The following is a 24,288-nucleotide window of genomic DNA, read 5'->3' as shown; positions in this document are numbered from 1 at the left end:
ATAATAAAAGGATTACAACATGGAGATATAAAAACATGAAGAAAAAAACTGCAAAACTATCGTTATTTGCCATTACCTGGCCTCTTTTTATTGAAATTATGCTTTATATGCTGATGGGGAATGCGGATACGCTGATGCTGTCCCAGTATTCAGATAATTCCGTGGCAGCTGTTGGGGTATCCAATCAAATTCTCTCTATGGTCATCGTCATGTTCGGATTCGTTGCGACAGGCACTGCGATCCTTGTGGCACAGAATCTGGGTGCAGAACGGGATCAGGAGGCGCGTGAGGTTTCCTCAGTCTCAATCGGAGCTAACCTTATTTTTGGTTTAATCCTGAGTGCCGGTGTGTTCATTTTTAGCGAACAATTGCTAAAGATGATGGACCTGCCCCCTGAATTGTTTGATGAAGCAAATTCCTATTTGCTGATTGTGGGTGGATTTTCATTCATCCAGTCGCTGATCATGACAGTCAGCAGCATTATCCGGAGCTATGGATTTACGCGTGACATCATGTACGTTACGATTGGCATGAACATCCTGAATGTTATCGGAAACTATTTATTCATCTTCGGTCCCTTCGGTTTTCCTATTCTTGGAGTTGAAGGTGTGGCAATTTCAACTACTGTCAGCCGGATCATCGGATTGCTGGCAGCTATTTATGTGATGACTAAACGTATACCTGGCTCATTGCCAGTCTCAATGCTGTTCAGTTTTCCTAAAAGGCATTTGAAAAACCTGCTTAATATCGGAATTCCTTCTGCCGGGGAGCACTTGAGCTACAACGGATCACAGATGGTGATCACCTATTTTATCGCCACTCTTGGAACCCAGGCGTTGACGGCAAAGGTGTATACACAAAATGTCATGATGTTCATTTTCCTTTTCAGTATCGCAATCAGTCAAGGTACACAGATATTGATTGGCCATATGGTTGGAGCAAAGGAAATTGATAATGCGTATAAGCGTGCCTTAAAAAGCTTAAAACTGGCAATATTGATTTCCATTGGCGCAGCGTTGATCGTCTCTTTCTTTTCGAAAAACCTGCTGGGCATCTTCACAGATAATCCCAGTATCATAGAACTTGGCACCACTTTGATTCTGCTTACCATCATTCTTGAACCTGGCAGATCCTTTAATCTTGTCCTAATCAGCTCTCTAAGGGCTGCTGGGGATGTGAAGTTTCCTGTCTATATGGGAATTCTGTCAATGTGGGGAGTCAGCGTAACACTGTCCTATTTCCTCGGAATCTATCTTGAGATGGGGCTGGTCGGCATCTGGATCGCCTTCATTGCAGACGAGTGGCTGCGCGGGTTGCTTATGCTTTGGCGCTGGAGATCTAGAGTTTGGGTGAAAAAGTCTTTTGTTCCTGCAGATTAAGGAAAAAAACAAACTGTGACGTGACAGCCAGTTTCACTGTTATATGGAGAAATCGATGATTTTATAGCGACATTATTGTTTTTATAGCGAGTTTTTTAGTTTTATAGCGGAAATTTCTTTTTTATAGCGATTTTTTCATTATTATAGCGAAAATCTAATTTTAATAGCGAATTGGAAATTAGCGAAGACTTTTTCCAATTCAATAGAAAACTGCAGGCAAAGTAAATTTGCCTGCAGTTTTGATGCAAGCCCAGTGATTGGGCTTGCTTTTTTAGTCTGCTATATTGATATTATAATCCCGGAACCAGATATGGATTTGGGCTAGTTGTGCCAGCAGCTGAGGACCAGTCATCAACTGGCCGAACCATGGTACTTTGAAGGATGCGCCTTCGGTTTCAATCATTTTCTGCAGCGTCGTCCTATCAAAGAATTCATGCAGAGCGCTGTTCGAATCAGCCATGAAGTCCGACAGCATTCCTTGTACTGCCTGAGTATAACCTGGATGGTGAGTTTTTGGATAAGGGCTCTTCTTCCGGTATAATACTTCATCAGGCAGGATTCCTTCTAATGCTTTGCGCAGGATTCCTTTCTCCCTGTTTCCGTGCATCTTCATTTCCCAGGGGATGTTCCAGACATATTCAACAAGGCGATGGTCGGCAAACGGTACCCTTACCTCAAGGCTGGCGCCCATGCTCATCCGGTCCTTTCTGTCCAGGAGGGTTGTCATGAACCAGATGATATTTAAATAGAATAATTGTCTCCGCCTGGCATCACTGATATTTTCCCTATCAAGCACTGGAACCTCTGCAATTGTTTCGTTGAATTTTGACATCATATAATCTTCAAGACACAACTTTTTCCGCCAGTGGTCGCTCAGCATATTTTGCCGTTCATTGATTGACCGCATCCACGGGAAGCCTTGCCGTTTCAAGTCATCCTCCCTGTGAAACCATGGATAGCCGCCAAAGATTTCATCCGCACATTCACCTGAGAGTCCAACTGTAAAATCCTGTTTGATTTCACGGCAGAACCAGAGCAGCGATGAATCGATGTCTGCCATCCCCGGCAGATCCCTGACATGCACAGCTTCAGTGAGGTAATCTGCCAGATCGTGCTGTGAAATGATCCGGTTATGATGAACAGTCCCGAATGTTTCCGTCATTTTATTGATCCAGAAGGCATCAGCGTTAGGCTGAAATTCATTTTCCTTAAAAAACTTGTCATTCCCCTCATAATCAATCGAGTAAGTATGCAGGCTGCCCTTGCCCTCCGCCTTATAATGATTAGCGGCAATCGCTGTGATCGCACTTGAATCCAATCCGCCTGAGAGGAATGTGCACAGGGGCACATCTGATACGAGCTGCCTGGTGACTGCATCGGTGAACAGCTCACGGACCTTCTCGGCTGTCTCCTCAAGGCTATCCTTGTGTTCTTCACTTTTTACGTTCCAGTATCTCCACACCTTCAACCCATCTTTTGAAAAAGTGAGTCCGTGTGCCGGACGCAGTTCTTTCATACTTTTAAAAATGCCTGAGCCAGGAGAACGGGATGGCCCAAGCCCAAATACTTCGCAAAGTCCTTCCCTGTCTACCTCCGGCTTTACATCTGGATGTGCAAGCAAAGCCTTTTGTTCAGAAGCGAACATAAGACCCGACGCTGTCTCGAGAAAAAAGAGCGGCTTTACGCCAAGCCGGTCGCGGCCGATGAACAGCTTTTCTTCGTCGTGATCCCAAACAGCAAAGGCAAATATCCCATTCAAATGCTCAAGGCAATTTTCCTTCCATTCCATGAAAGAAGTAAGCAAAACCTCTGTATCAGAATGGCCGTTAAAAGAATATCCTTTTAATAGCAGTGCTTTTCTGAGGTCTTCAGTATTATAAAGTTCACCGTTATAGCAAATGGTATAACGGCTGTCTCCCTGTGCCCTGGTCATTGGCTGCTTGCCTCCCTCAGGGTCAACAACTACAAGCCTCTTATGCCCCAGTGCAGCATGTTTTAAGGTCCATACATTGGTATCATCGGGACCTCTTTTACTTAATGTTTCCGCCATTTTTGCAATGGTCTTCTGTTCAATATCCATATTTTTTCGAAAATCTATCCAGCCCGTTATTCCACACATATAAGATCATCCCTTCTTAGCGGAACTTTTTGCCATTCGAGGAAATACGTTCTCAATCTCGATAATTCCTTAAGCATTACTCATCTTATGCAGCAGAATCCAAACTGGTTAATTGCCTAATTTTTAATCATGTTATAATTTCGCTAAAATCTGTCTACAAAGAAGGTGAGCGATAATTCTACGGAGGATCCAAATGAATCGACAACAACGAAGCAATCTAATTGAATTCCAGCCACGGTCTTTCAATGCCGGGACAGTAGAATATATTAATTCACAATGGGTTTTCTTTGACGAAGAAACGGATGAAGCCGCACTTGTTGATGAATTTATCCACCAGGAGGTTGAAGTACAGAGGAACAACAAATGGTGCAAGGGATTTTTACTGGATAACGGCAATATCCAAACAGGAAATGAAAAAATCTCCCTGATTGACCAGGAAATAATCCGGATCAGGAAGCAGCTGATCTATTCATTCGAGCGTCTGCTGGATGATTTGAATGACGAAGCTTTTGTCCAATTCCTCAATACCTTGAATTCGTTAAATTTCTCCATCTTTGATTGTATATATTGTTATAACCATCTCACATTCCTCGATCATGAATCAGGAAGGTCCGGAGTGAATTTTTTAATTTTCGATAACGAAGAATACATCTGCAGTGTCCAGCATCACTTTGACTATTTTGACATTCAGAATGACCGGTTTGAACTGACCCTCAACAACGGGAAACGAACTGTGATCGAGAGAATTTCCTGACTGCAAAAAAGCCTGCATCACGAAATGCAGGCTTTCCTATTTATTTTAGGGTATAGGCTATATTTTCTGCTGTCCTAAATCCCTTTTCAAAAGAATCTGTATCAAGAGGCTTCTGGATATAGTATCCTTGGGCATAATGACAATCCAGGTCCCTCAATATACTCATCTGTTCTGACGTTTCTACTCCCTCAGCCACAATCTTGACTGATAGCCCCTGGCCCATGGTGATGATCGCCTTGACGATGGCAATATCAGAAGGATTGTCACGCAGATTATTGATGAATGACTGATCTATTTTAAGTGTATCAATGGGCAAATTGCGTAGATAGCTTAATGACGAATAGCCTGTCCCAAAATCATCGATTGAAACCTTCACCCCTAGTTCCTGGAGCGATTTCATGACCGAAATACTGTAGACTATATCCTTTAACATCGCGCTTTCAGTCAGTTCAAGGGATAGGTATTCCGGATCCAGCTGTGAAACCTTCAGAGCTTTAATCACCTGGCCGATAAACGCATGCTGCTGAAATTGATAGGCAGAGACATTAACAGATATCCCGAGATGCGGGAATCCTTTTTGCTGCCAGGCTTTTGTCTGGATACAGGCTGTTGTCAGCACCCATGCGCCAATCTCCTCAATCAACCCGGTTTCCTCCGCAAGCGGAATGAATTGTGCCGGGGAGACCAGTCCAAGATGCGGATGCCGCCAGCGGATGAGGGCTTCTGTACAGGTAATCTCTCCTGATTTCAAATCCATCAGCGGCTGGTAACAGAGATAGAACTCGTTTTTTTGCAGGGCCTTTCTTAAATAGCTTTCCAGCTCAAGACGAACCATTGCCTGGTCATTCATTCCTGTAGAAAAATAAGTAATTTTATTCCCACCCTGTTTTTTTGATCGGTTCATGGCAATATCAGCATTTTTCAGCAGAGTATGCTCATCAAGCCCATCCCCCGGGAAGGAGCTGATGCCAATGCTTGCAGTGACGATAAACTCCTGATTCTGATAGTTCAAAGGCCTGGAAACAAGCTTTTGCAATTCTCTGGCTATCCTTGTTGTCTGATCAATGCTGACATCTTCTGTCAGGAGCATCGTGAATTTATCGCCGCTGAATCTTCCTATATATGCACCTTCCGGCATGTTGTCCTGAATTCTCTCAGCCAGCTCTTTTAAAACAATATCTCCTGCATAATGGCCAAGACTATCATTGATGATCTTGAAGCGGTCTATGTCAATGACAAGGACGGCGAGCAGTTCTTTTTTGTGCTTTGCACGATGAATCATTTCCTCTAGCTGTTCCGTGAATCTCATTCTGTTTGGCAATCCCGTATCCTGGTCATAGTAGGCCAGCTGGATGATTCTTTCCTCTGTTTTTTTCTGGATGGTAATATTGCGGCCGATCCCATATGTTCCCACACAGGCTCCATTGATTGTGATCGGTATATTCTTGATCTGGAAAATCTGTGACTCACCGCTTTTGATTTGGATTTCAATTGTATAGGTTTGATCTTTCCCTCTAAGGGCCTGTATGAAATGCATTTTCGCGCGTGGTATATCATCTGGATTGATAAAATCAAGTACAGACCTGCCAATAAGTTCATTTTCCATATACCCGAATGTTTTCATGAACGCTTGGTTGACACTTGTGAAATTCCCTGCCAGATCTGTTGAATAAACAAAATCGCCGTTATTGTCAAATAGCGAACGATAATACTGCTCAGATACCTCGAGGCTCTCATTAAGATGAAGGATGTCCTGTTGCGTAGTTGCCAGCAGATTAGTTAATGTGCTGATTGTGTACTGGTCGTGGATGGTTGGGTTGAGCTCTTGTTTATTGAAAGCAGTAAACGAGATAATATACTGTTTTTCACCATTCAAACTGCCCTCAGCTTCACAGCTCAACACCGCCGACACGGGAAGCTGCATCTTCAGCAATCGTTGAAGGTGCTTAAGCTTCCGTGATTCTTTATAAAAAATCTGGACCAGCAGATAGGCTTGTTCTTTGAATGAATTGCTCTCTATAAAGCTAATAAGTTGTCTGTCATTTTCGTAAACGCAGCTTTTTGTCGTAGCCATTGCATTCTCCAATTATTTATATTTCTCCAATATCCCTTCCATCTTAAATTATCATATTTTACCGGGTTAAGATATGACAAAAAAAAGAAAAAGCTGCCTATTAAGACAGCTTTCTTTCGACAATTACAATATTAGAACAAATAAGTACCAAGTGGCAGTGAGAAACCTAAATACAGTACAAGAAGGACTGCGACAATAAATTGGATCCACAAGACGGACGCTTTTTCATTCTTTCTTGTACGGATTAAAATCATTTCAAGCATTGCGATGACCCACAGGCCAACAGCTGCTTTCAGCACATACATGATGTTGATATTGATGCTGAAAAGAAGCCCGAAACCAGTCAATAGAATCAGTACGTAAAACAATCTAAGAACCATCTGGACAATTTTAGCGCCCTTTTCCTTACCGCTTTTATGTAGTCCCAGTGCTACGAAGAATAAAACAAGAGCCAAAAACCAGGCTGTCATATGGGCATGTATCATGTACCCGTCCTCCTAATAGTAAATTCTAAGATATCATACCATATTCAAAAGGAATTTCATAAGTATAAGGTAGTTTTGAGCTCTTTGAAAAAAAAGAGACACCCTGTTAAGGATGTCCCCCAGCCATTACATGGCCAAATCTGTTTGTTGCGGTTCTTCCTTTGTCTTCAATATAAAGACTGTTACGGTCATCAAAGCAAATAGTCCCAGAAAAACAAGTAATACAGCCAGGTTAGTCAAAGCGATTGTAAAATCATTTAATGAAATTAATGCCTTGAATCCTGCGATTGAATAGGTAAATGGCAGGTATACACTTAAGCTTCGAAGGTTTTCAGGCAGCATATCAATTGGAAGATTAGCTCCAGTTGTCGAAAGCTGCATGACCACTAATGCTAAAAGTATAAAACGGCCAATATTTCCAAACGACGCAAAGAACATAACAATGGCCGTAAATACAATACTTACCATTACGGCGAATAAAATGAAACCTGTTGGGTTTGCAACCTTCAAGCTCAGGAATACTAGAACAACAATGGAGAGAAGAATTGCCTGAATAACAGCAAGGGACGCGAGATTTAAAAATTTCACAGCGAACCAGCTCATCTTAGATACATTTAATTCCTGAGGCTTGTTGAAATTGATGAACAATGACATTATTAAAATCCCTGCGAATAACGCAATTGTCATCACATATGGCGCAGTAGAATCTCTGTAAAGAGAATACTCGTGAACCTTATTGCTAATCAGTTCAACTGGTGAGGAAAACATGCCAATATTTTTTTCATCAGCTTTGATTTTCCCGGTTTCCTCAGCGCCATCCTTTAATCCGGCTGCCAATTGACCACTTCCATCATTAAGCTTTCCTGCTCCTTCATTCAGTTTTGTGACTCCGTCAGTCAGATCTCCCCAGCCTTTTTCAACGCTGATATTTCCGTCGCTGACTTGGACCGCTCCTGAATGAATCTTGGAAGCACCTGCTGTAAGCTCACGCCATCCATTATCTACGGTAGCATTTCCATTGCTCACCTGAGCTGCTCCTGAATGGATTTTAGTTGCACCTGCAGCGAGCTCCTTCCAGCCCTTATCTACCGTTTGATTCCCTGCTGATATTAAAGCTGCACCGCCATCAAGTTCTTTGACTCCTGCAGTAATCGTTCCCCATCCTGCATTGACTGACTTATTTCCTGCAGCTATTTGAGTTGTTCCATCATGAAGCAAGCTGACTTTAGAGATCATTTCATCCCAGCTTGCAGCAACACTTGCTGTTCCGGCAGCCAGGGCTGGGGCTTTTGCTGCTAGATCAGCTACTCCATTGGTAATATTTGTCTGCCCTACTATCGCCTGATTAATTCCATCCGCAAGTGAGCCTTCAGGATTATTTTCTTTTAATGCGCCAGCCACTGCCTTAGCAGGTTCATTTACTTGGGTTAAGGTAGTATTAATTTCTTGGATTTTTAGTCTTATATCATTAATTTTAGGATCACCTTCTAAATCTGAATGATTCTGGATTAATTGATCTAAAAGATCTTTAAGCTCGTTAGTCTTAAGAGTAGCTAGGGTTACTCCATTAACCACACCTTGAGCACCTGCTTCAACCCTCTTAACACCCTGTTGTACCCCTTGCATTCCTAATAAGACATTTGAAGTACCAGCCTTAAGTACTGGCATTTTTTCTTCTAACTGCTTACCTCCTGCAGCCAACTGAGTAATACCCGGCTGTCCATCTTTAAGCTTTTGCAATAGCAATCCAGTCCCTGAATTTACCTCTGCTGATCCGTCCGCCAGCTTGGTAATGTCTGCGGACTTTTCATTAAGAGAGTTTAAGAGCAACCCTGTTCCATCTTTCAAATCTTTTGATCCGGCTGCAAGTTTAGTAATATCGCTTTGTTTTGATTTTAAGCTTCCTGCTAATTGAGCGGTCCCTGCTGCCAGTTCCCTAGAACCATTTGCCAGCCTGGTTATATCTCCTTGTTTTCCGGCTAGAGAACCAGCCAATTGATCAGTACCGCTTTTCAGTTCCAGCGTTCCAGCCGCAAGCTTGGAAATATCCGCCGATTTCTCATTTAGAGAAGTCAATAGAAGCCTGGTTCCATCCTGAAGTTCTGCTGTTCCATCATGCAGTTGCGCAGAACCATCAGCAGCTGTCTTAAATCCATCTGATACTTCACCAAGACTCGCGAAGATATTATTCGCATACTTTTCGGTTATCTTGTTCGCCAGCTTTTCCCTTAACTTCTCAGTTGCACTTCTTGTCACCTGTGCTGCCATAAAATTCAGGCCCTCATTCTGGATATAATTAAGTTCCAATTTTTTCGGGTCAGGTTCCAAAACCGTTGTCACTCTCTCAGAGAAATCCTCTGGTATTTCAATGACCATGTAATACTTAAAGTTTTGCAATCCTTTTTCTGCTTCCTCTGAATCTACAAACTTCCAGCCTAAGTCATTGCTTTTCTTCAAGTCTGCCACAAGGTCTTCGCCAACATTAAGAGGTTCATCACCGGACATGGCACCCTTGTCATTATTGACAACCGCAACTGGCAGATTGGAGAGATTATCATACGGTCCCCAATCTGGAGACAGCAGGATTCCACCATAGACGATTGGCACTAACAAGGCTGCTAGAACAGAATAGAGTACCCCTTTGCTCGATGCCAGCTGGGACATTTGGGCCAAAAATAAGCTAAACCAATTCATTCGTACTCCCCCATGAGATTTTATATATATATGTCAAAGCGACTGAATGAGTATTCAATCACTGCCACAAATATATTCTCATGTGTAGGTAAAAACTCCTGCATAAAATACTGAAAATAAAAAATATTTTTAATATTTTAATAAGATAACAAAAAAATTCTCCCTATCACTTATAAGGAGAATCATTACTTTTCTCTATTATTTCGTCACTTGATTCCTTAACGTCCCAATTCCTTCAACAGTAATTTCAATTGTATCCCCGGCCTTGAGGAACCTTGGAGGCTTAAAGCCCTTACCCACTCCTGCTGGCGTCCCGGTAGCAATGATATCCCCCGGTTCGAGTGTCATTCCCTGTGAAAGTACCGCAATAACCTCCTCGACCGGGAAAATGAAGTTTTCCGTATTTGAATCCTGCCTTACTTCCCCGTTGACTGATGTCATGATGTTCAATTTGTTCGGATTCTCTATTGCTGATTTATGGACAATCCATGGTCCCATCGGGCAAGTTGTATCAAGACTCTTACCGATGAAAAACTGCTTATGCCTTGCCTGGAGGTCGCGGGCAGTGACATCATTTACGATTGTATAGCCAAAAACGTAATCAAGTGCCTCTTCCTGTTTGATTGCTTTTCCTTTCTTGCCAATGACTACTGCAAGCTCGCCTTCATAATCCAATTGCTCTGTCAGCTCGCTGTGGGAGAGAACTTTCTGACCATGTCCTGTGACCGACGTAGGTGACTTGGTGAACACCATTACATGCTCGGGAATATCATCCTTGCTGCCCATCTCGATTGCATGCTCTGCATAATTTTTTCCTACACAAAAAATATTTTTGGCCGGACGTGGAATCGGAGCGAGTAACTCGGCTGAATCGATCGGGATATTTAGTTTTTTTTCTAGGGCGTTTTCTCTGACCCATTTCACTGTCTTTTCGGCTTCTTGATAAAACTTGTCACCAAGCGAAATGGCTTCAAGCATATCTGATGGAATGAATTTCTCTCCACTCATTTGTTCATGAGCCTCTAACAGAGGTAAAACATGACTGCCCTCAGCATTAACGATTCCAATCCAACGGTCTGTTCCATTTTTAAAAGTAGCGAATCTCATATTAATGTCCTCCTTTAACCAATTGCTCGGCTATGAATTTATCTGCATCACGCGGATGTGTAAAATGGTGAGTTTCCTTCCCAGTAAATTTGAACTTTTCAAGGAGGTCGATGATTACAGGGGCTTTTTTACGCCTATATTCTGACACCCATTTCAGGAATTCCCAATCAAGCTTCTCCTGACATCCTTCATTCATATCAGGTCTGGACTTCCCATGATACATAATCCGCCTTTTGACTATGCCAAAAAGGCATCTTGCAGTGGAATAATCCAGAAAGATTATCGTGTCCGCTGCCTCCGCTCTCATTTCGATTGTGCTCCCATAGTTTCCATCCATGATCCATGAATCTTCTGACATGATCTCTGTTAAAACTGCCTTCCACTCATCTTTCGCTGTCATTTCCCACCCTGGCTTCCAATACAATGCATCAAGATGGTATACCTTTTTATTGATTGCTTTTCCAAGCTTTCGGGCGAGTGTTGACTTTCCAGCGCCGCCGTTGCCAATGATTATTACCTTCTCCATCAGGCTCCACCTTTTTTAAAACGCTGCTTCCTTAAATACGTACCACTGCGCCACAGCCATTCAACCGGGCCATAATAAAATCTTTTAACCCACCAGCTGCTAACAGCTAATTGAAACACATAGATTCCGAGCGCAAGCATTGTTCCTGCAAAAATAGACACACTGCCATAGTATCCTAGTCCGTAACTGTAAAAAATCATCGTTGATAGGACAGACTGGAATAAATAATTGCTGATCGACAGCCTGCCGGCAGCTTCCAGCGGATAGAGGATGCGATCGAACTTCCTGTGCTCGGAAAGAAGGGCAATGATCAATGCGTAAGCCATTGCGACCATTGCACCGCCAAAAACATCCTGGGCATAATCAGTCATCAGCGTTTTTTCATAAAAATAGGGAACTGTTTTAATCACGAGACCGAGGGTGGCAAGTCCAACTGCAGCAGCCGCAATTTTATTCTTATTCTTTTGCACTTGTTCAAACAGCCCCATCTTTGCCGCTCCGGCCCCAATCATGAATAAAGGCAGGATTGTGATCAAATAAAAGAAGAAGCCCATCAGGTCATTATTTTTATACCACTCTGCCATCCTGTGCTCTGCCACTTCACCAAAGCTGCCAGTCTGGTAAACAGAAATTGCCTGTTCGGCAGCTTGCCTATCATACATCGAAAACTCTGCGCCTCCATCAACAGCCGATGCTGCACCTAGCATCAGCAGAAGAAGCACGTTTGGGACAATATAAATTGCCAGTCCTGCAATGATGAATCTTTTGGCGCTCCATCCGATGAACAGAAGAAAGACAAACCCACATACAGCATAGGTAATGAGAATATCCCCTTCCCAGATTAGGAAAGCATGGATGAACCCAATCAGCAGCAGCAGCGAGAGTCTCCTTAGGGCAAGTGGTTTGAATTTCAGTCCTTTGTCGAGTATGCGTTCTCTTAGGATCACCAGCCCATAGCCGAATAACATTGCAAACAACGGGTAGAAACTGGCCTGGATAAATATATCGATGAATCTATATGTAAATAAGTTGGTGTCTCCATTCCACCATGATTCGGGGTCGATATGGAAATATGGTGAATGGAACGAAATCATATTCACTAGAAAAATCCCCAATAAGGAAAAGCCCCGCATCCGGTCAATTGAAACAATTCTGCCTGATGTCTGTCCGTTGTATTGCATTTTCCACCTCATTCCATCCAATAGTTAACATATAATCTATGTATATCACACAATCAGAAAACATGCCAAAAGGAAGTGGGAGCCCTGGAACCGCCGAAAAGCAGGAGGATTACGAATGTCTAGAGGGACTGGCTCTTCACCTCTGTTAGAAAAGGGAGACACCCAAAAACGGCATCCCCCTCAATCTATTAGTTTACAAATCTTCCTGACTTGCCATTCGTTTCCCAGTATTCATTCCTCAGGTGTACTTTCTGGATTTTACCTGAAGCAGTTTTTGGAAGCTCTGTTACAAAGGTAACACCAGTGATTGCTTTAAAGTGGGCCAGCTTCTCCCTTGAAAATGAGATGAGATCTTTTTCCGAAACCTGCTCATTTTCACGTAAAACGACATAGGCGTGGGGAGTTTCTCCCCATTTCTCATGCGGGACGGCAATAACTGCTGCTTCAAGTACAGCAGGATGATCGTACAATGCTCCCTCCACCTCAATGGATGAAATATTCTCCCCGCCGCTAATGATGACATCTTTTTTGCGATCGACAATGTCGATATTCCCGTATTCGTCTACTGTCGCCATGTCGCCAGTGTGCAGCCAGCCATTCCTGACCGTCTCCATTGTCGCCTCTTCATTTTTCCAGTAGCCTTTCATCACTCCATTGCTTCGCGTAGTGACTTCACCGATTTCCTTGCCATTATGGGCAACCTCTTCGCCAAAATCGTTGACAACCTTTACCTGGCAGCCGATCATCGAGATTCCTGCCTTCGCTTTCATCCGGTACTGTTCATTCAACGGCAGCTCCTTCAAGTGCGATCTGATTGTAGAAATCGTACTTAACGGGGAGGATTCTGTCATGCCGTATACCTGGATGAACTCCCAGCCAAGCTCTTTTTCCACCCGTGTAACGAAAGCTGGGGGCGGCGCGGAACCTGCGATTACAACACGGACCTGCTGTTCGATGTCTGGAACATTTTTTTCATAAAACTGGAGCAGCGCATTCAATACCGTCGGTGCCATATGCATCACACTGACTTTATGTTTTTCCAAGGCGCTGAAAATCGCTTCGGGAGTCGTTTTTCGGAAGCATACCTGCGAAGAGCCATTCGCTGTGTAATAAAATGGAGACCCCCAGCCATTCACATGGAACATTGGCAGGACATGCATCAGGACGTCTTCATCGCTGACCCGCAAATGATGCATTGTGCTCAGGGCATGCAGATAATTGTTCCTGTGCGTCAGCATGACACCCTTTGGATTCCCCGTTGTCCCGCTTGTATAAAGAAGACTGCAGACATCATTTTCATCAAGTTCTGCCCGTTTGAAAGGCTCAGGAGATTGCTCCAGAAGCCAAGCATCGTATCCAGTTTCCTCCAGGCTTTCTTCCTTGTAGTGGACGATGACTTTTTCCACAGTTTCCAGCTGGTCCTTAATCGGCTTGATCAGATGATATAAATCCTGGTCGACAAATAACACTCGCGACTCACTGTGATTGAGGATGAACAAATAATCCTCCGGCTTTAGGCGAATATTTAGAGGAACCATCACACCGCCTACCTGGAAAACACCATAGAAACCTTCAAGCATTTCAATCGAGTTTGGAGCAAGGTAGGCAATGCGGTCACCTTTAACAGCTCCAAGCTTCCTCAATCCGTCAGAAAGCCGGTTTACCCTTTCATTAAGTTCAGAATATGTAAGCACCCTGTCTTCGGAAAAAATAGCCTGTTTCTCCCCATAAAGTGAAACCGCGCGATCAAGAAACTGGTTCAACAGCAACGGAACGTTCATAATTTGCCTCCTCATATAATAATTAAAAATTCTAAATATATAAATATATTAACATATTATCCCTCTGTTATATAGCATTCCACCTGTTGTATAACATGATTTTCAAAATTAAAAATGCCTCTTCGAAACATATAGGCATTTTAATCACATTCTGAATTTGGGCACATAGGATAATAAAGAAATTAAAATAAAGGGTGTTGCTCATGCCAGCAATTGTTGGAGTCGCACAGGTCATCTCTCTCGGTAACAGCGCGGTATTCCACATTGGAGATGTTTATAGAATCAGCCCTGTTTCCAATGCAAAAACCTTTTCTGGAGCTGGCTCATTCAATACCGGTGACGGGTTAACTGTTTATAATAATCAAAGTTCCACCAATACCTATGATCAAGACGGAGTTGATCAAGGAAATTATTTAAATGTCTAGATGTGGGTGATTCGATGAATTTCTATATACAACAATCAATCAATATAAATTTATTAAAGGTTGATGGACTCTCAAATTCTTCTGTTCTGCAAATTGGCAGTGCAGGTATGATCAAGCCAGTTTCCCACCTGTATAATACCGGGGGTTTTAAAGCGCCTGCTCCAGAGGCCCTGCATCCCTCACAAATCTATACAGGTACGCTGGGGCCCTACCATACACAAGATATAGAGACGCCTGCAGTCCCCTTAACTTCAGCTGTTTCTAGCAGGTAACATTTAAAAACTGGTTCGAGGCGAGGTGATTCGTTTGAATGCTGAATTTTATGACTATGTAAGGAAGATGCATTTATATGTAGAGCACCAAAGCAAAAAGATAGCCAAATTGGAAAAGGCAGTTCTCGATATGCAGCAGCAAATAGCAGCATTGAAGGAACGGCCTCCTGTCCAAGTTGGAAATATCGAGTACAAATTCGACCAGTTGAAAGTTGAAACCCTGGAAGGGACATTGAATATAGGTCTAAACCCAGCTGATCTGAGTGGAATTGATGATTTTTCCGTCGATCAAAAAGCGGTCAATGTTCCAAACCCTGCAAAAGAGATGTTTAAAAGGACAATTGAAATAGAAACGGCATTGAATCAATTTCTTGAAACTGATCTGGAGAAAATCTATCAGGATGCTAAAGCTAAGCTGGGTATCCACGTCGATGATTCCTATTTCACTTTCATAAAAGAAGATATCAAAAAACAATTGTCTGGCAGAGTCTCGACACATTTAAAGGAGAGTCAATCAAATCAAAATGATCGTGAATTCAGTTCGGAAATAAATGATCAAGTTATTGACCTCCTTAAGCAGGAAATCCAGAATGGAGTATACTTGTTCCTCAAAAACCTGCCAGATAACGTAAAGGAAGGGAACTCATGATGAATTTTCAAGTCTATAACCGGGATATATGTGTAGGAAACATCAGGGTGATCGGCGTTTCAAGCTCCTCGCTACTAATGGTTGGGGATGCTGATACCATTAATCTTGCATCTACATTCGATACTCCAGCTGAGTCACTCATTATCGGGCCTTTTGTACCGCTCGCGCCGGAAGTAAGAACATGATGTTAAAGAGAACCGCAAGTGTTGAACAGATAAAGATTGATTCGGTCATATTTTCTTCGGTGTTCCAGATCGGTGACTCCCAGCAAATTCAGGCATTTTCCAGGGCTTTGGCAGTTCAAAGAGAGGCAGAAATTTTTTATGGTAATGAGGGGAATTTTGCCGCTTTTCCCGTTTTTTTGGAGCCAATCCCATTTCAATCAGATTATGAAAACGTGAATATATTTACGCATAACATCAACCCTGTTTTAAAAGTCGGGAGTATAGATATTCTGGGGGTCTCTTCTTCTTCCATTGTACATCTTGGCAATAGCTGCAATGTTTCAATGGAGGCTAGGGTAAAGCACATCCGGCAGCTCCTGCCGCGCCCCGAATAAAACAGTTGCAATTGCCTTATTTTCCTTAAGGCCGAATGCCCCATCTTATTGTCCATACCTCATTGGCTTTTTCAGCATAAATTGGGCTTCATGACTTCAACTGGTTGTGAATATCACCATAGAAAAGGATGTTTTTAATGCCAGCAATAATAGGTCCTGTTCAAATCTTGAATGTCGGCGGCGGGACAGTCCAGTTTGGCGACACACTGTTCATCTCGCCAAAAAGCAATTCAAAAACAGTCGCTGGACAGGGAGGGTTCAATACTGGTGGTTTCATTGTCACGAATAACGGACTTAGCGCCAGCAATGTTCTTGACGCCAACCTGATCGACCAGCCGACAGTAGGTAATAATTAGCGCTTTTTACGTTTTCGAGCGTTTGATTTTGAAATTCTCGGCAGCCTTGTAGAGGGCTGCTTTTTTATCCATTGCAAAAATTTCTGCAGATCAGGATGGGAACGAAGCAATTCTATACTGTTCAAGCCTGCTGCCAGCTCCTCGTTCGTGAACAGAGCATGTATCTGTTTATGACAGGGAATGCAAAGGTTGGCGGTCGGCATAAGAGTCCCTCCCATTTCCTTAGGTGTCAGATGATGGACCGTTATCTCTACCTCATCCCTGCAGCATAATTCACAACTGCTGATCTGTTTTTTTCTGGCCAATGGAATCCCCCTTTCTGCATGCCCTCTTGGTAATTTCCCCATCCTTGTTTCTGCTAATCAACTTTTAAAATTAGGAATTACCCAAACAGGAAATTAGTGCTGTAAAAAAAGAAACCGGTAAGGATTGCGTGCAAGCAATCCACCGGTTCCTTTAATTTAAAGCTGATTCATTTCAAGAAGATGGCCGCCATCGAAGAAGTATAGGTACTTCTCTTCAACTGGCTTCCTCCAAATTTGTTGTATTGCCCTGGCATAAAGACTTATTTGGATTCGATAACGTTCTTCCAAAATCGGTCTTGCCTGTTCGAAACCGCCTTTGTAGCGGTCATGAATGCCATCTGTCTTGAAATCCAGGAGAACTGTCCCATTTTCATCCTCAAAAATACAGTCGATGACACCCTGGATAAAAATAGGTTCAGTTTCTCCCTGCCAATCGGGATAAACTTCTTTTGACGGCAATGAAAGATAAAATGGCACTTCACGGCTGACCTTCTTTGCCCCTAGAAGCCTCCTGCCAATTTCAGTCTCAAAAAAGGCTAATACCCACTTCTTATCGACTGCCTCTTTCTGTTCCGGATATAAAAGCTCTTTCTCTACCATTTGCTGTAACTGCTGTTCCAGGCTCTCTTCAGTGATGGATCCGGAAAGGTCGATATGCTGCATAACCATATGCATCGCGGTTCCCCGTTCTGCAGGTGTGAGTTTTTTCTCCTGCATGAACCTTGGCCTATTCAGGATCGGCCATGTAAACTGCCGGACGATTTGTGTTCCGCTCTCCTCGTCCCTTGTTTCATGATTGCGCTTCAGTTCGGTTACCGACTGTTTCGAACGGTGGCTGGCAGCATCTTTGAAGTAATAATTCCATGAAAGCTGTTCATTTACTTTATCAGCCAGTTCTGAAACCTGATTTACAGGCTGGCCTGCTGCAACTAGCTCCATGAGACCATCCTGTTCTTCATTTTTTTCTTCTGAATATGAAGCGATTTCTTCTGCACCGATTGTCCCAATTTTCCAGCGGGAAGGATGACAGCTTATATCTTCGCTGAGTAAAGGGTGAAGGCTCGCTTCACTTGCCCTGATTGACTCACAATCTTTATGTCTGATCACCGCCGGTCCAATCCAATCGATATAGCCTGATGCTGATGCCCTTAAGTATTCATCCAGGAGCCATTCCGGGCTGCTTGCCTCATCCTGCCATGTGCTGATCGTTTTGTCTGCATCATTTACCGAACCGATCAGATACAGCTTTTCTTTCGCACGTGTCAAGGCAACATAGAGAACACGCATTTCTTCAGCAAGCATCTCCATTTTATGCTTCCGTTTAAATGCCAGCTGCGGCAGGGAAGGGAACGCAATCCGTTTCTCGGGATTGATATATTTAGCCGCAAATCCAAATTCTTTATCGAGCATGTAGAATTTTTTCAAATCCATTGTATTAAAATTCCGGGCAAGCCCAGCCACGAAGACTACAGGGAATTCCAGACCCTTGCTGCTGTGAATCGTCATGATACGGACAACGTCTTCCTGCTCTCCAAGTGCCCTTGCAGCGCCCAGGTCATCGCCCCGCTCCCTCATCCGTTCAATAAAGCGCAAGAAGCGGAAGAGGCCGCGGAAACTTGTTGCCTCATATTGTCTGGCCCGATCATAAAGCGCCCGCAAATTAGCCTGGCGCTGCTTTCCGCCTGGCATTCCGCCTGCAAAATCAAAGAACCTCGTCTCCCTGTATAGCTGCCAGATCAAATCCGATACGGAACCTTGTCTCGCGGAAGTTCTCCATTTTTTTAAGCCCTCAAAGAAACGGCTGGTCTTTTCATGGAGAGCTTCATTTTCTGGTGTCGGCTTTTGATGACAGAATGCCGTCAATGCCTCATAAAACGTACCTCTTTTCTGGCTGATCCGGATGATAGCCAGTTCTTCTTCATCCAAGCCGACTATTGGAGACCTGAGCACAGCCGCCAAAGGGATGTCCTGATATGGATTATCGATTACTTTTAACAAAGAAAGCATAACAGCAACCTCTGTCGCCTGGAAATATCCGGTTGAAAGATTCGCATAAATCGGGATGCCCTGTTGCTTGAATTCCTCCATGATTTGGGGCGCCCACGTCATTGAACGAAGCAGGATAACGATATCACGATAATTCACAGGCTTGGATGACTTCGTTTTTGGGTTATAGACACCTCTGCGCTCTTCTACCATATCCTTGATATGCTTGGCCATCAGCCTTGCTTCGAGCTGTGACTGTTCAAGGTCTTCAGCATCAAACTCAGTGTCACCCGCCTCACTGTCTTCTGACGAATCAGAATCTGATGAAGCTCCTTCCCCCTTATCAATCAGCAGCAGTTCGACAGGAAAAGAATCATCCTCTGGATATGGGGCTCCCTTTTTCAACTCGGCATTTTCATCATAATGGATTTCGCCGACTTTCACGCCCATGATCTGTTTGAATAAATAATTGGTACCGTCTAACACTTCCCTCCGGCTCCTGAAGTTCTTTGCGAGGTCAATCTTCAAACCAGTCCCTTCGCCATCGGCCGTAAACCGATTGTACTTTCCAAGGAACAGATTTGGCTCAGCAAGACGGAATTTGTAAATGGACTGTTTTACGTCACCTACCATGAACAGGTTGCCGGCTGCTTCTCCTTCAGCTGTCACTAACTGAAGAATCGCTTCCTGTACCATGTTTGTGTCCTGGTATTCGTCCACAAGTACTTCCTTGAACTTATGGCGATAGGCCAGTGCAGCTTCCGAAGGTGTTACAGATAAACCACTTTTTTCTGCTGTTTTGGCTGTCAGAATATCAAGGGTATAATGCTCGAGATCTGAAAAATCAACGAGGCCGCGCTCCTGTTTCACTTCTCCAAACCGGCGGGAAAACTCTTTAACCAGGCCGATCAGCACAGCGATCAACGGTCTCATTTCCTGCATATCCTTCAGGAAGCTCTCTGGCTTTCTGGAAAATAGCTCACTTCTTAAATCCTGGACAATTTTCTTTGCCCGATCACGTAGTCTGGCAGCCTTATCCACCAGGTCCTTGTTAAAGTCATCGCCGCGGCATGTTTTTGCCCTGCCAAAATTGGCAAGCTGAATCGCTTCAAATAAATCAACCCAGGATTGGCTTTTGGCTGACAGGAGTGTGTCGATCACGTGAAGGTCTTCAGTGAAATTCACAGCCCTCGGAGCAGGTCCCCCTGGCATCCTTGCAATGTCCAGCCCTTTTACAAGGAGCTGCTTGGCTCCCTGGAGCTGAAGCTCTATATCCGCAGTGAGCACTTTCATGAATGGCAATTCCTCGATTGCTTTGCTTCCTGCTGCATCATACATCGATACAATCGAATCAAGATACGCATCAGGTGCCGGGTTGGACCTGGCAAAATCAAACAGGTCAACAATAATGTCTTTTAACCCTTCGTCGCTGCGGTCATTCGTAAATGCATCCACCAGGTTGAAAAATGGCTGATTATCCTCTTTACCGTATTCTTCTTCAAACAGATCCTCAATTACTTCGTCCCGCAAAAGCTGGCCTTCAGTTTCATCCGCAATCCTGAATCCCGGGTCTACGTCGATCAGATAATAATATTTCCGGATGACTTCAAGACAGAAGGAATGAAGCGTTAAAATAGAGGCTCGATTAAGCAGGCTCAGCTGCTTTTTCAGATGCGTTGAATCAGGATTGCCGTCGATGGCTTTTTCAAGCGCCTCGCCGATCCTGTGGCGCATTTCTGCAGCGGACGCATTCGTGAACGTTACGACCAGCAGCTCGTCTACGTCAATCGGATTGTTTTCAGAAGTGATTTTCTTGATGATCCGTTCGACTAGCACGGCGGTTTTTCCGGAACCTGCCGCAGCAGCGACAAGGATATCCTGCCCTGTGGCCATGATCGCCTTCCATTGGTCTTCCGTCCAGGTTGCGCCTTCCGGAACTGGCGGTATATTCATTCTAGCCAAGATCCTCTTCCTCCTCTCCGATTGTTGACAGCAGGTCCAGCATCTTGATTTCTTCCAGCCTAGAAGAATCAGGTGTCAAACCATCATTCACTTTTAAGCTTTGATCTTGGCGGAGTGACTCCAGCAAGTCCTCCTTTTTAATGACAGGGAGCTTCCTGAAGTCATTTGCTTCCGTCGCCTGGTCAAATTGGCAGACAGGCTTGAATGAGCAAAATGTGCATGGTGCCCGGTCCTTAAGCTTATATGGAGCAACATCCACGATTCCGCTGACAATTCCGTTGCCGGTCTCCACATACTTATGGCGCACAAATTTCCGCAAAAGGTCGAAATCCTCCCGGCTGGCAACCTTCGAACTCTTCAACAGGCTGCCATCCTTTTTAAAACCTGCGGAAATGATCTGCGAGTTTCCAGTATCGAGACCCTTGTCCATCAGGCGGATGACATTTTCATCGCTGAGAAGCAAGCCGTTCATTTTAAAGCGTTTAAGGATTTCCTCTTCAATCTCATCGAGCGTCAGCATTTTCGATGCATTGACAATTGGATTATGCACATGGAAATACAGTACCCCTGCAGGATCTGCCTGCTTTCCGACAAGTAACGGAGAATGAGTGATTATGATATCCAGATAGGTTAGCATTTGAAGGGCCACCCCATAATAGACTTCTGTTAAGTTAACATCCTTCACGCTCGATTTGTAATCGATTACCCTCAGGTATACTCCGTGATCATCCTCCGCTTTATCGACCCGGTCAATTCGCCCCATCAGCTCCATCTTCGTACCATTTTTAAGCGAGAATCCCAGTGGCGGCAGTTTTCCCTGGCGTCCAAACCCGAGCTCCAGGCCGACTGGCGAGAAACCGCTGACCTTTGCATGCTCACTTAATACGAGCGAGGCACGGCTGATGATGTTCTGAAGTTTTTGCCTGATATAATGATGCCTGTTCGAGCTCAGCAAGATTTCATTCTGTAACTTAGGAGCCAGCTTTTGCACAGCGTCCCTTGCCAGCTCTTCAGCCTGCCCCCTTGTCAGGTTGGCCCAGCTAAGGTTTTGCTCCATCACTGTTTCAGCGATTTCCTTCAGTGCTGCATGGAATAAATCCCCGATGTCGGGAGCCTCAAGCCGGAAAATCTGCCGGTCCCTCAGCTTCAGCCCATGCTGAACATAATGCGAGAACGGACAGCTATTGAATAATTCCATCCTGGACACACTTGCCTGGATTTCATCCCCATACAGTTCCTTCGTAACTGCCTCTGACAGCTGCTGTGTCCTATTTTCATAAAACAGGCTTGAAAGAACTTTCCGGGCTGTATCCGCCCAGCGGTGATTCTTCATATAATAATCGTACACATCCCACCAGAAATCATAGACAGGATAATTCCGCTTCTTCAACTGTAGCTGGGATGTCAGATAGGATAATGCAATATTTTCACCAGCCGCATATTCAAGCTGCTGAGCTTCCGGCAGTTCTGACGGATCTGGCAGGAAGAAATGCGTCTGATGTCCTGGAAACAAATCCGAAATTCGTTTGATGAACGAAGAAGGCATCAGGGCTTTCCCTTCTTCATTGGCTATCGGATAACTAATGTAGAGCTGCTCAGAAGGCGTCACGAAAGCCTTGTATGCAATGAAATTCTCATCGAGCAGCTTCGTGCGGCTGCTCGGGGCAAGCTTGATGCCTTTTGATTGCAGAAGCTCGCGGTCATCGTCAGCAAATATCCCTTCCTCTGCCATCTTGGATGGAAGAACCCCTTCATTAACCCCGATAACAAAGGCGACCTTCACATCAGCCAGCCTTGTTTTCTCAATATCCGCAATCAAGACTTGATCGATTGCAGGGGGAATCAGGGAAAATTTCAGCGACTCGAAACCAGCGTCAAGGATTGAAACAAACTGCTTTGGTGCTACCTTGCTGTCTCCCAGCATTTCGACGAACTGATCGAGCAGGTCGATCACGGCATTCCACGCTTGTTCATGTTCCCTCGCCTCAACAAGCCTTCCTTCCTGCTCTGCTGCTATTCTCCATGTTTCAAGCTTTGCGGGAATATCCAGCTCCTCCAAAAAGAGGTACACTGCTTCAGAAAGCTTCCTGCCAGTGTCTGCACGTTTCAGTCGGCGGCCCATTCTCAAAAGCGGTGCCGTAATCAGATGCCTCAGGTCATTCAGTTCTTGTTCAGTCTGCTTTTCTGCATCTGTCTGGGCGACACTGTCATACTCCAAACCACGAATTCTCCGGTATTTCCAGCGATCCTTTTTCGTCCATTTTTCTCCCTGGATTCCGTAGGCAAGTACATAATTCTCAAGCACATCCATCTGTTCACGCATTCTATTCAGATTGGCACCCTCAGGGAACAATAGGTCTGTCTTCACTGCCCTGAAAATGGGCTCATACCTCCAGTTCCCCAGGACTGTTTCAAGGCTTGAACGAACAAGCTCGACCAAAGGATGATGGAGCATATTCCGTTTCTGGTCAATAAAGAACGGAAGTCCGTAGTCTTCAAAGATAGTTTCCAACACTTCACGGTATTCACTGCCTCGCATTAAAACCGCGATATCTCGGTAGCGGTAGCCATCTTCTCTCGCAAGCCCAAGAATTTTCCGGGCAACCCCTTCCAGCTCGGCACGTCTGTTGGCTGCCTGTGCAATATGGATTGATGTCGCTCCGGAATAAGAAACTGCCGGCCTTGAATCAAATTCCCTTTCGAGATGTCTAAGGGACTCGTCCTGCCAGCGTCTCTGTTCAGTCAACACGACATTTTCCTCGAATTCATATCCTTTTGTCCGAATTATGTCATACAGGGATTTGCAGGTCTCTCCTGTAATCCGGAATAAATGCAATTCGTCTGGCGGGTTATTCTTAAAATCCCTGTCGACCGGCAGCGCGATTGTCACTCTTTTACACGTACCAATCAGCTGGTCTATGATCATCAGTTCCAGAGGTGTGAAGCTGTAGAAACCATCTATATATACTTCAGCATTATGCAGATATCCAGAAGCTGGAATCTTCTCGGCAAGCAGCCTGAAATAATCCTCGGAATCTATATATTTACCGAATAATTCATCCTCGAACTGGCGATACACAAGCTCTAGATCGTGGATCTTATCATTTAACGCCTGATTTCCTCGGGAGCCTTCAGACATCTTTTCAGCAAGCTCTTCCGGATTGATTGCATAGCGTTTAAATTCAATCAGCATCTGCTCCATCTGCTGGATAAAACCATTTTTGTCTGCAGCCTTCTGGAATATTTTAAGGTCCTCTTTTTTGTCTTCAATGATTTTTCGGATCATCATGCTGACCCCGACACTATCCAAATGCTGGCGTGTAAACCCGCCCGTCTCCTGAAGCACCCTCCATGCAAGGCGCGGAAAGCTGAAAACCTGCGCCCTGATCATGCCCCCAAGCTCGGGATCTGTGGATAATCTGTATTCTGACAGGAAAGACATTTGTTCCGGAACAAGATAAATAACCGGGTTCCCCTGCGGGTCGGAAACAAGTCGATCCTTAATTTCATTTAAGATCAGCTCGGTTTTCCCGCTTCCCGAGCGCCCCAGTACTAAACGTACAGACATCTGACTTCCCCTTTCTCTGGTAAAATAACAATCTTTTGTTTTGGTCATTGCTGTTCCATATAAGTTAAAGAGTTTGATTGTGAGTTAAGTTCGTTGGAGGACAAGT

At 44.3% G+C, this 24,288-nt stretch carries 19 protein-coding genes; 8 read left to right on the top strand and 11 right to left on the bottom strand.

The features are described from left to right. Positions 1-35 precede the first annotated feature (35 nt). Positions 36-1,379 carry an MATE family efflux transporter gene (locus B5X77_RS11015; protein WP_079508044.1) on the top strand — a complete coding sequence of 448 codons (1,344 nt, stop codon included), beginning with the start codon at positions 36-38 and terminating at the stop codon, positions 1,377-1,379. A 271-nt stretch (positions 1,380-1,650) separates the two neighbouring features. Here B5X77_RS11015 and asnB read toward each other — a convergent pair whose 3' ends face one another. Beyond that, positions 1,651-3,498, bottom strand: a complete 1,848-nt coding sequence (gene asnB, locus B5X77_RS11010) for an asparagine synthase (glutamine-hydrolyzing) (protein ID WP_079508042.1) — start codon at positions 3,496-3,498, stop codon at positions 1,651-1,653. Between the two features lie 193 nt (positions 3,499-3,691). Between asnB and B5X77_RS11005 the strand changes: the two genes are divergently transcribed. Continuing rightward, the gene (locus tag B5X77_RS11005) at positions 3,692-4,252 is read left to right on the top strand and encodes a DUF2777 domain-containing protein (RefSeq protein WP_079508040.1); all 561 of its coding nucleotides are present in this window, start codon (positions 3,692-3,694) and stop codon (positions 4,250-4,252) included. Positions 4,253-4,292: 40 nt separating this feature from the next. Here the strand turns inward: B5X77_RS11005 and B5X77_RS11000 are convergent, their stop codons facing one another. The 7 genes from B5X77_RS11000 to B5X77_RS10970 form a co-directional block, all read right to left on the bottom strand. After that, positions 4,293-6,326 carry a putative bifunctional diguanylate cyclase/phosphodiesterase gene (locus B5X77_RS11000; RefSeq protein WP_079508038.1) on the bottom strand — a complete coding sequence of 678 codons (2,034 nt, stop codon included), beginning with the start codon at positions 6,324-6,326 and terminating at the stop codon, positions 4,293-4,295. A 131-nt stretch (positions 6,327-6,457) separates the two neighbouring features. Beyond that, on the bottom strand, positions 6,458-6,811 hold the full coding sequence (locus B5X77_RS10995; RefSeq protein WP_079508036.1) for a YisL family protein: 354 nt from the start codon (positions 6,809-6,811) through the stop codon (positions 6,458-6,460). 126 nt (positions 6,812-6,937) lie between these two features. Continuing rightward, positions 6,938-9,505, bottom strand: a complete 2,568-nt coding sequence (locus B5X77_RS10990; protein ID WP_079508034.1) for a YhgE/Pip family protein — start codon at positions 9,503-9,505, stop codon at positions 6,938-6,940. Positions 9,506-9,703: 198 nt separating this feature from the next. After that, entirely contained in the window at positions 9,704-10,612 is a 909-nt protein-coding gene (locus B5X77_RS10985) for a fumarylacetoacetate hydrolase family protein (protein ID WP_079508032.1), read from the bottom strand. 1 nt (position 10,613) lies between these two features. Next, complete coding sequence (locus B5X77_RS10980) at positions 10,614-11,138, bottom strand: DNA topology modulation protein (RefSeq protein ID WP_079508030.1); 525 nt, start codon at positions 11,136-11,138, stop codon at positions 10,614-10,616. Further along, on the bottom strand, positions 11,138-12,319 hold the full coding sequence (locus B5X77_RS10975) for a DUF418 domain-containing protein (protein ID WP_079508028.1): 1,182 nt from the start codon (positions 12,317-12,319) through the stop codon (positions 11,138-11,140). The genes B5X77_RS10980 and B5X77_RS10975 overlap by 1 nt, the downstream gene beginning before the upstream one ends. Positions 12,320-12,507: 188 nt before the next feature. Further along, positions 12,508-14,100 carry a long-chain-fatty-acid--CoA ligase gene (locus B5X77_RS10970; protein WP_079508026.1) on the bottom strand — a complete coding sequence of 531 codons (1,593 nt, stop codon included), beginning with the start codon at positions 14,098-14,100 and terminating at the stop codon, positions 12,508-12,510. A 203-nt stretch (positions 14,101-14,303) separates the two neighbouring features. On the opposite strand from B5X77_RS10970, the gene B5X77_RS10965 reads away from it, so the two are divergent. From B5X77_RS10965 to B5X77_RS10940, 6 genes are all read left to right on the top strand, one after another. After that, positions 14,304-14,525 carry a spore germination protein gene (locus tag B5X77_RS10965; protein ID WP_079508024.1) on the top strand — a complete coding sequence of 74 codons (222 nt, stop codon included), beginning with the start codon at positions 14,304-14,306 and terminating at the stop codon, positions 14,523-14,525. A 14-nt stretch (positions 14,526-14,539) separates the two neighbouring features. Next, positions 14,540-14,797, top strand: a complete 258-nt coding sequence (locus tag B5X77_RS10960) for a spore germination protein GerPB (protein ID WP_079508022.1) — start codon at positions 14,540-14,542, stop codon at positions 14,795-14,797. A gap of 34 nt (positions 14,798-14,831) precedes the next feature. After that, entirely contained in the window at positions 14,832-15,446 is a 615-nt protein-coding gene (gene gerPC / locus B5X77_RS10955) for a spore germination protein GerPC (RefSeq protein ID WP_257391789.1), read from the top strand. Continuing rightward, entirely contained in the window at positions 15,446-15,631 is a 186-nt protein-coding gene (locus B5X77_RS10950) for a spore gernimation protein GerPD (protein WP_079510198.1), read from the top strand. The genes gerPC and B5X77_RS10950 overlap by 1 nt, the downstream gene beginning before the upstream one ends. After that, a complete protein-coding gene (locus B5X77_RS10945) occupies positions 15,628-16,005 on the top strand; it encodes a spore germination protein GerPE (protein ID WP_306807349.1) in 378 nt (125 codons plus the stop codon). Before B5X77_RS10950 ends, B5X77_RS10945 begins: the two co-directional genes overlap by 4 nt. Positions 16,006-16,142: 137 nt before the next feature. Then, positions 16,143-16,361 (top strand): spore germination protein, encoded by a 219-nt coding sequence (locus B5X77_RS10940; RefSeq protein WP_023615349.1) that lies wholly within the window; start codon positions 16,143-16,145, stop codon positions 16,359-16,361. Here the strand turns inward: B5X77_RS10940 and B5X77_RS10935 are convergent. From B5X77_RS10935 to addB, 3 genes are all read right to left on the bottom strand, one after another. Further along, positions 16,358-16,666 carry an HNH endonuclease gene (locus B5X77_RS10935; protein ID WP_139378344.1) on the bottom strand — a complete coding sequence of 103 codons (309 nt, stop codon included), beginning with the start codon at positions 16,664-16,666 and terminating at the stop codon, positions 16,358-16,360. The two genes, B5X77_RS10940 and B5X77_RS10935, sit on opposite strands and share 4 nt — an antisense overlap. A 156-nt stretch (positions 16,667-16,822) precedes the next feature. After that, the gene (gene addA / locus B5X77_RS10930; RefSeq protein ID WP_079510196.1) at positions 16,823-20,605 is read right to left on the bottom strand and encodes a helicase-exonuclease AddAB subunit AddA; all 3,783 of its coding nucleotides are present in this window, start codon (positions 20,603-20,605) and stop codon (positions 16,823-16,825) included. Position 20,606: 1 nt separating this feature from the next. Further along, complete coding sequence (addB, locus tag B5X77_RS10925) at positions 20,607-24,182, bottom strand: helicase-exonuclease AddAB subunit AddB (protein ID WP_079508018.1); 3,576 nt, start codon at positions 24,180-24,182, stop codon at positions 20,607-20,609. Between the last annotated feature and the right edge of the window lie 106 nt (positions 24,183-24,288).

The organism is Mesobacillus jeotgali (assembly GCF_900166585.1).
GTDB classification, from domain to species: domain Bacteria; phylum Bacillota; class Bacilli; order Bacillales; family Cytobacillaceae; genus Mesobacillus; species Mesobacillus jeotgali_A.
This window is presented reverse-complemented; position numbering and strand designations above follow the sequence as displayed.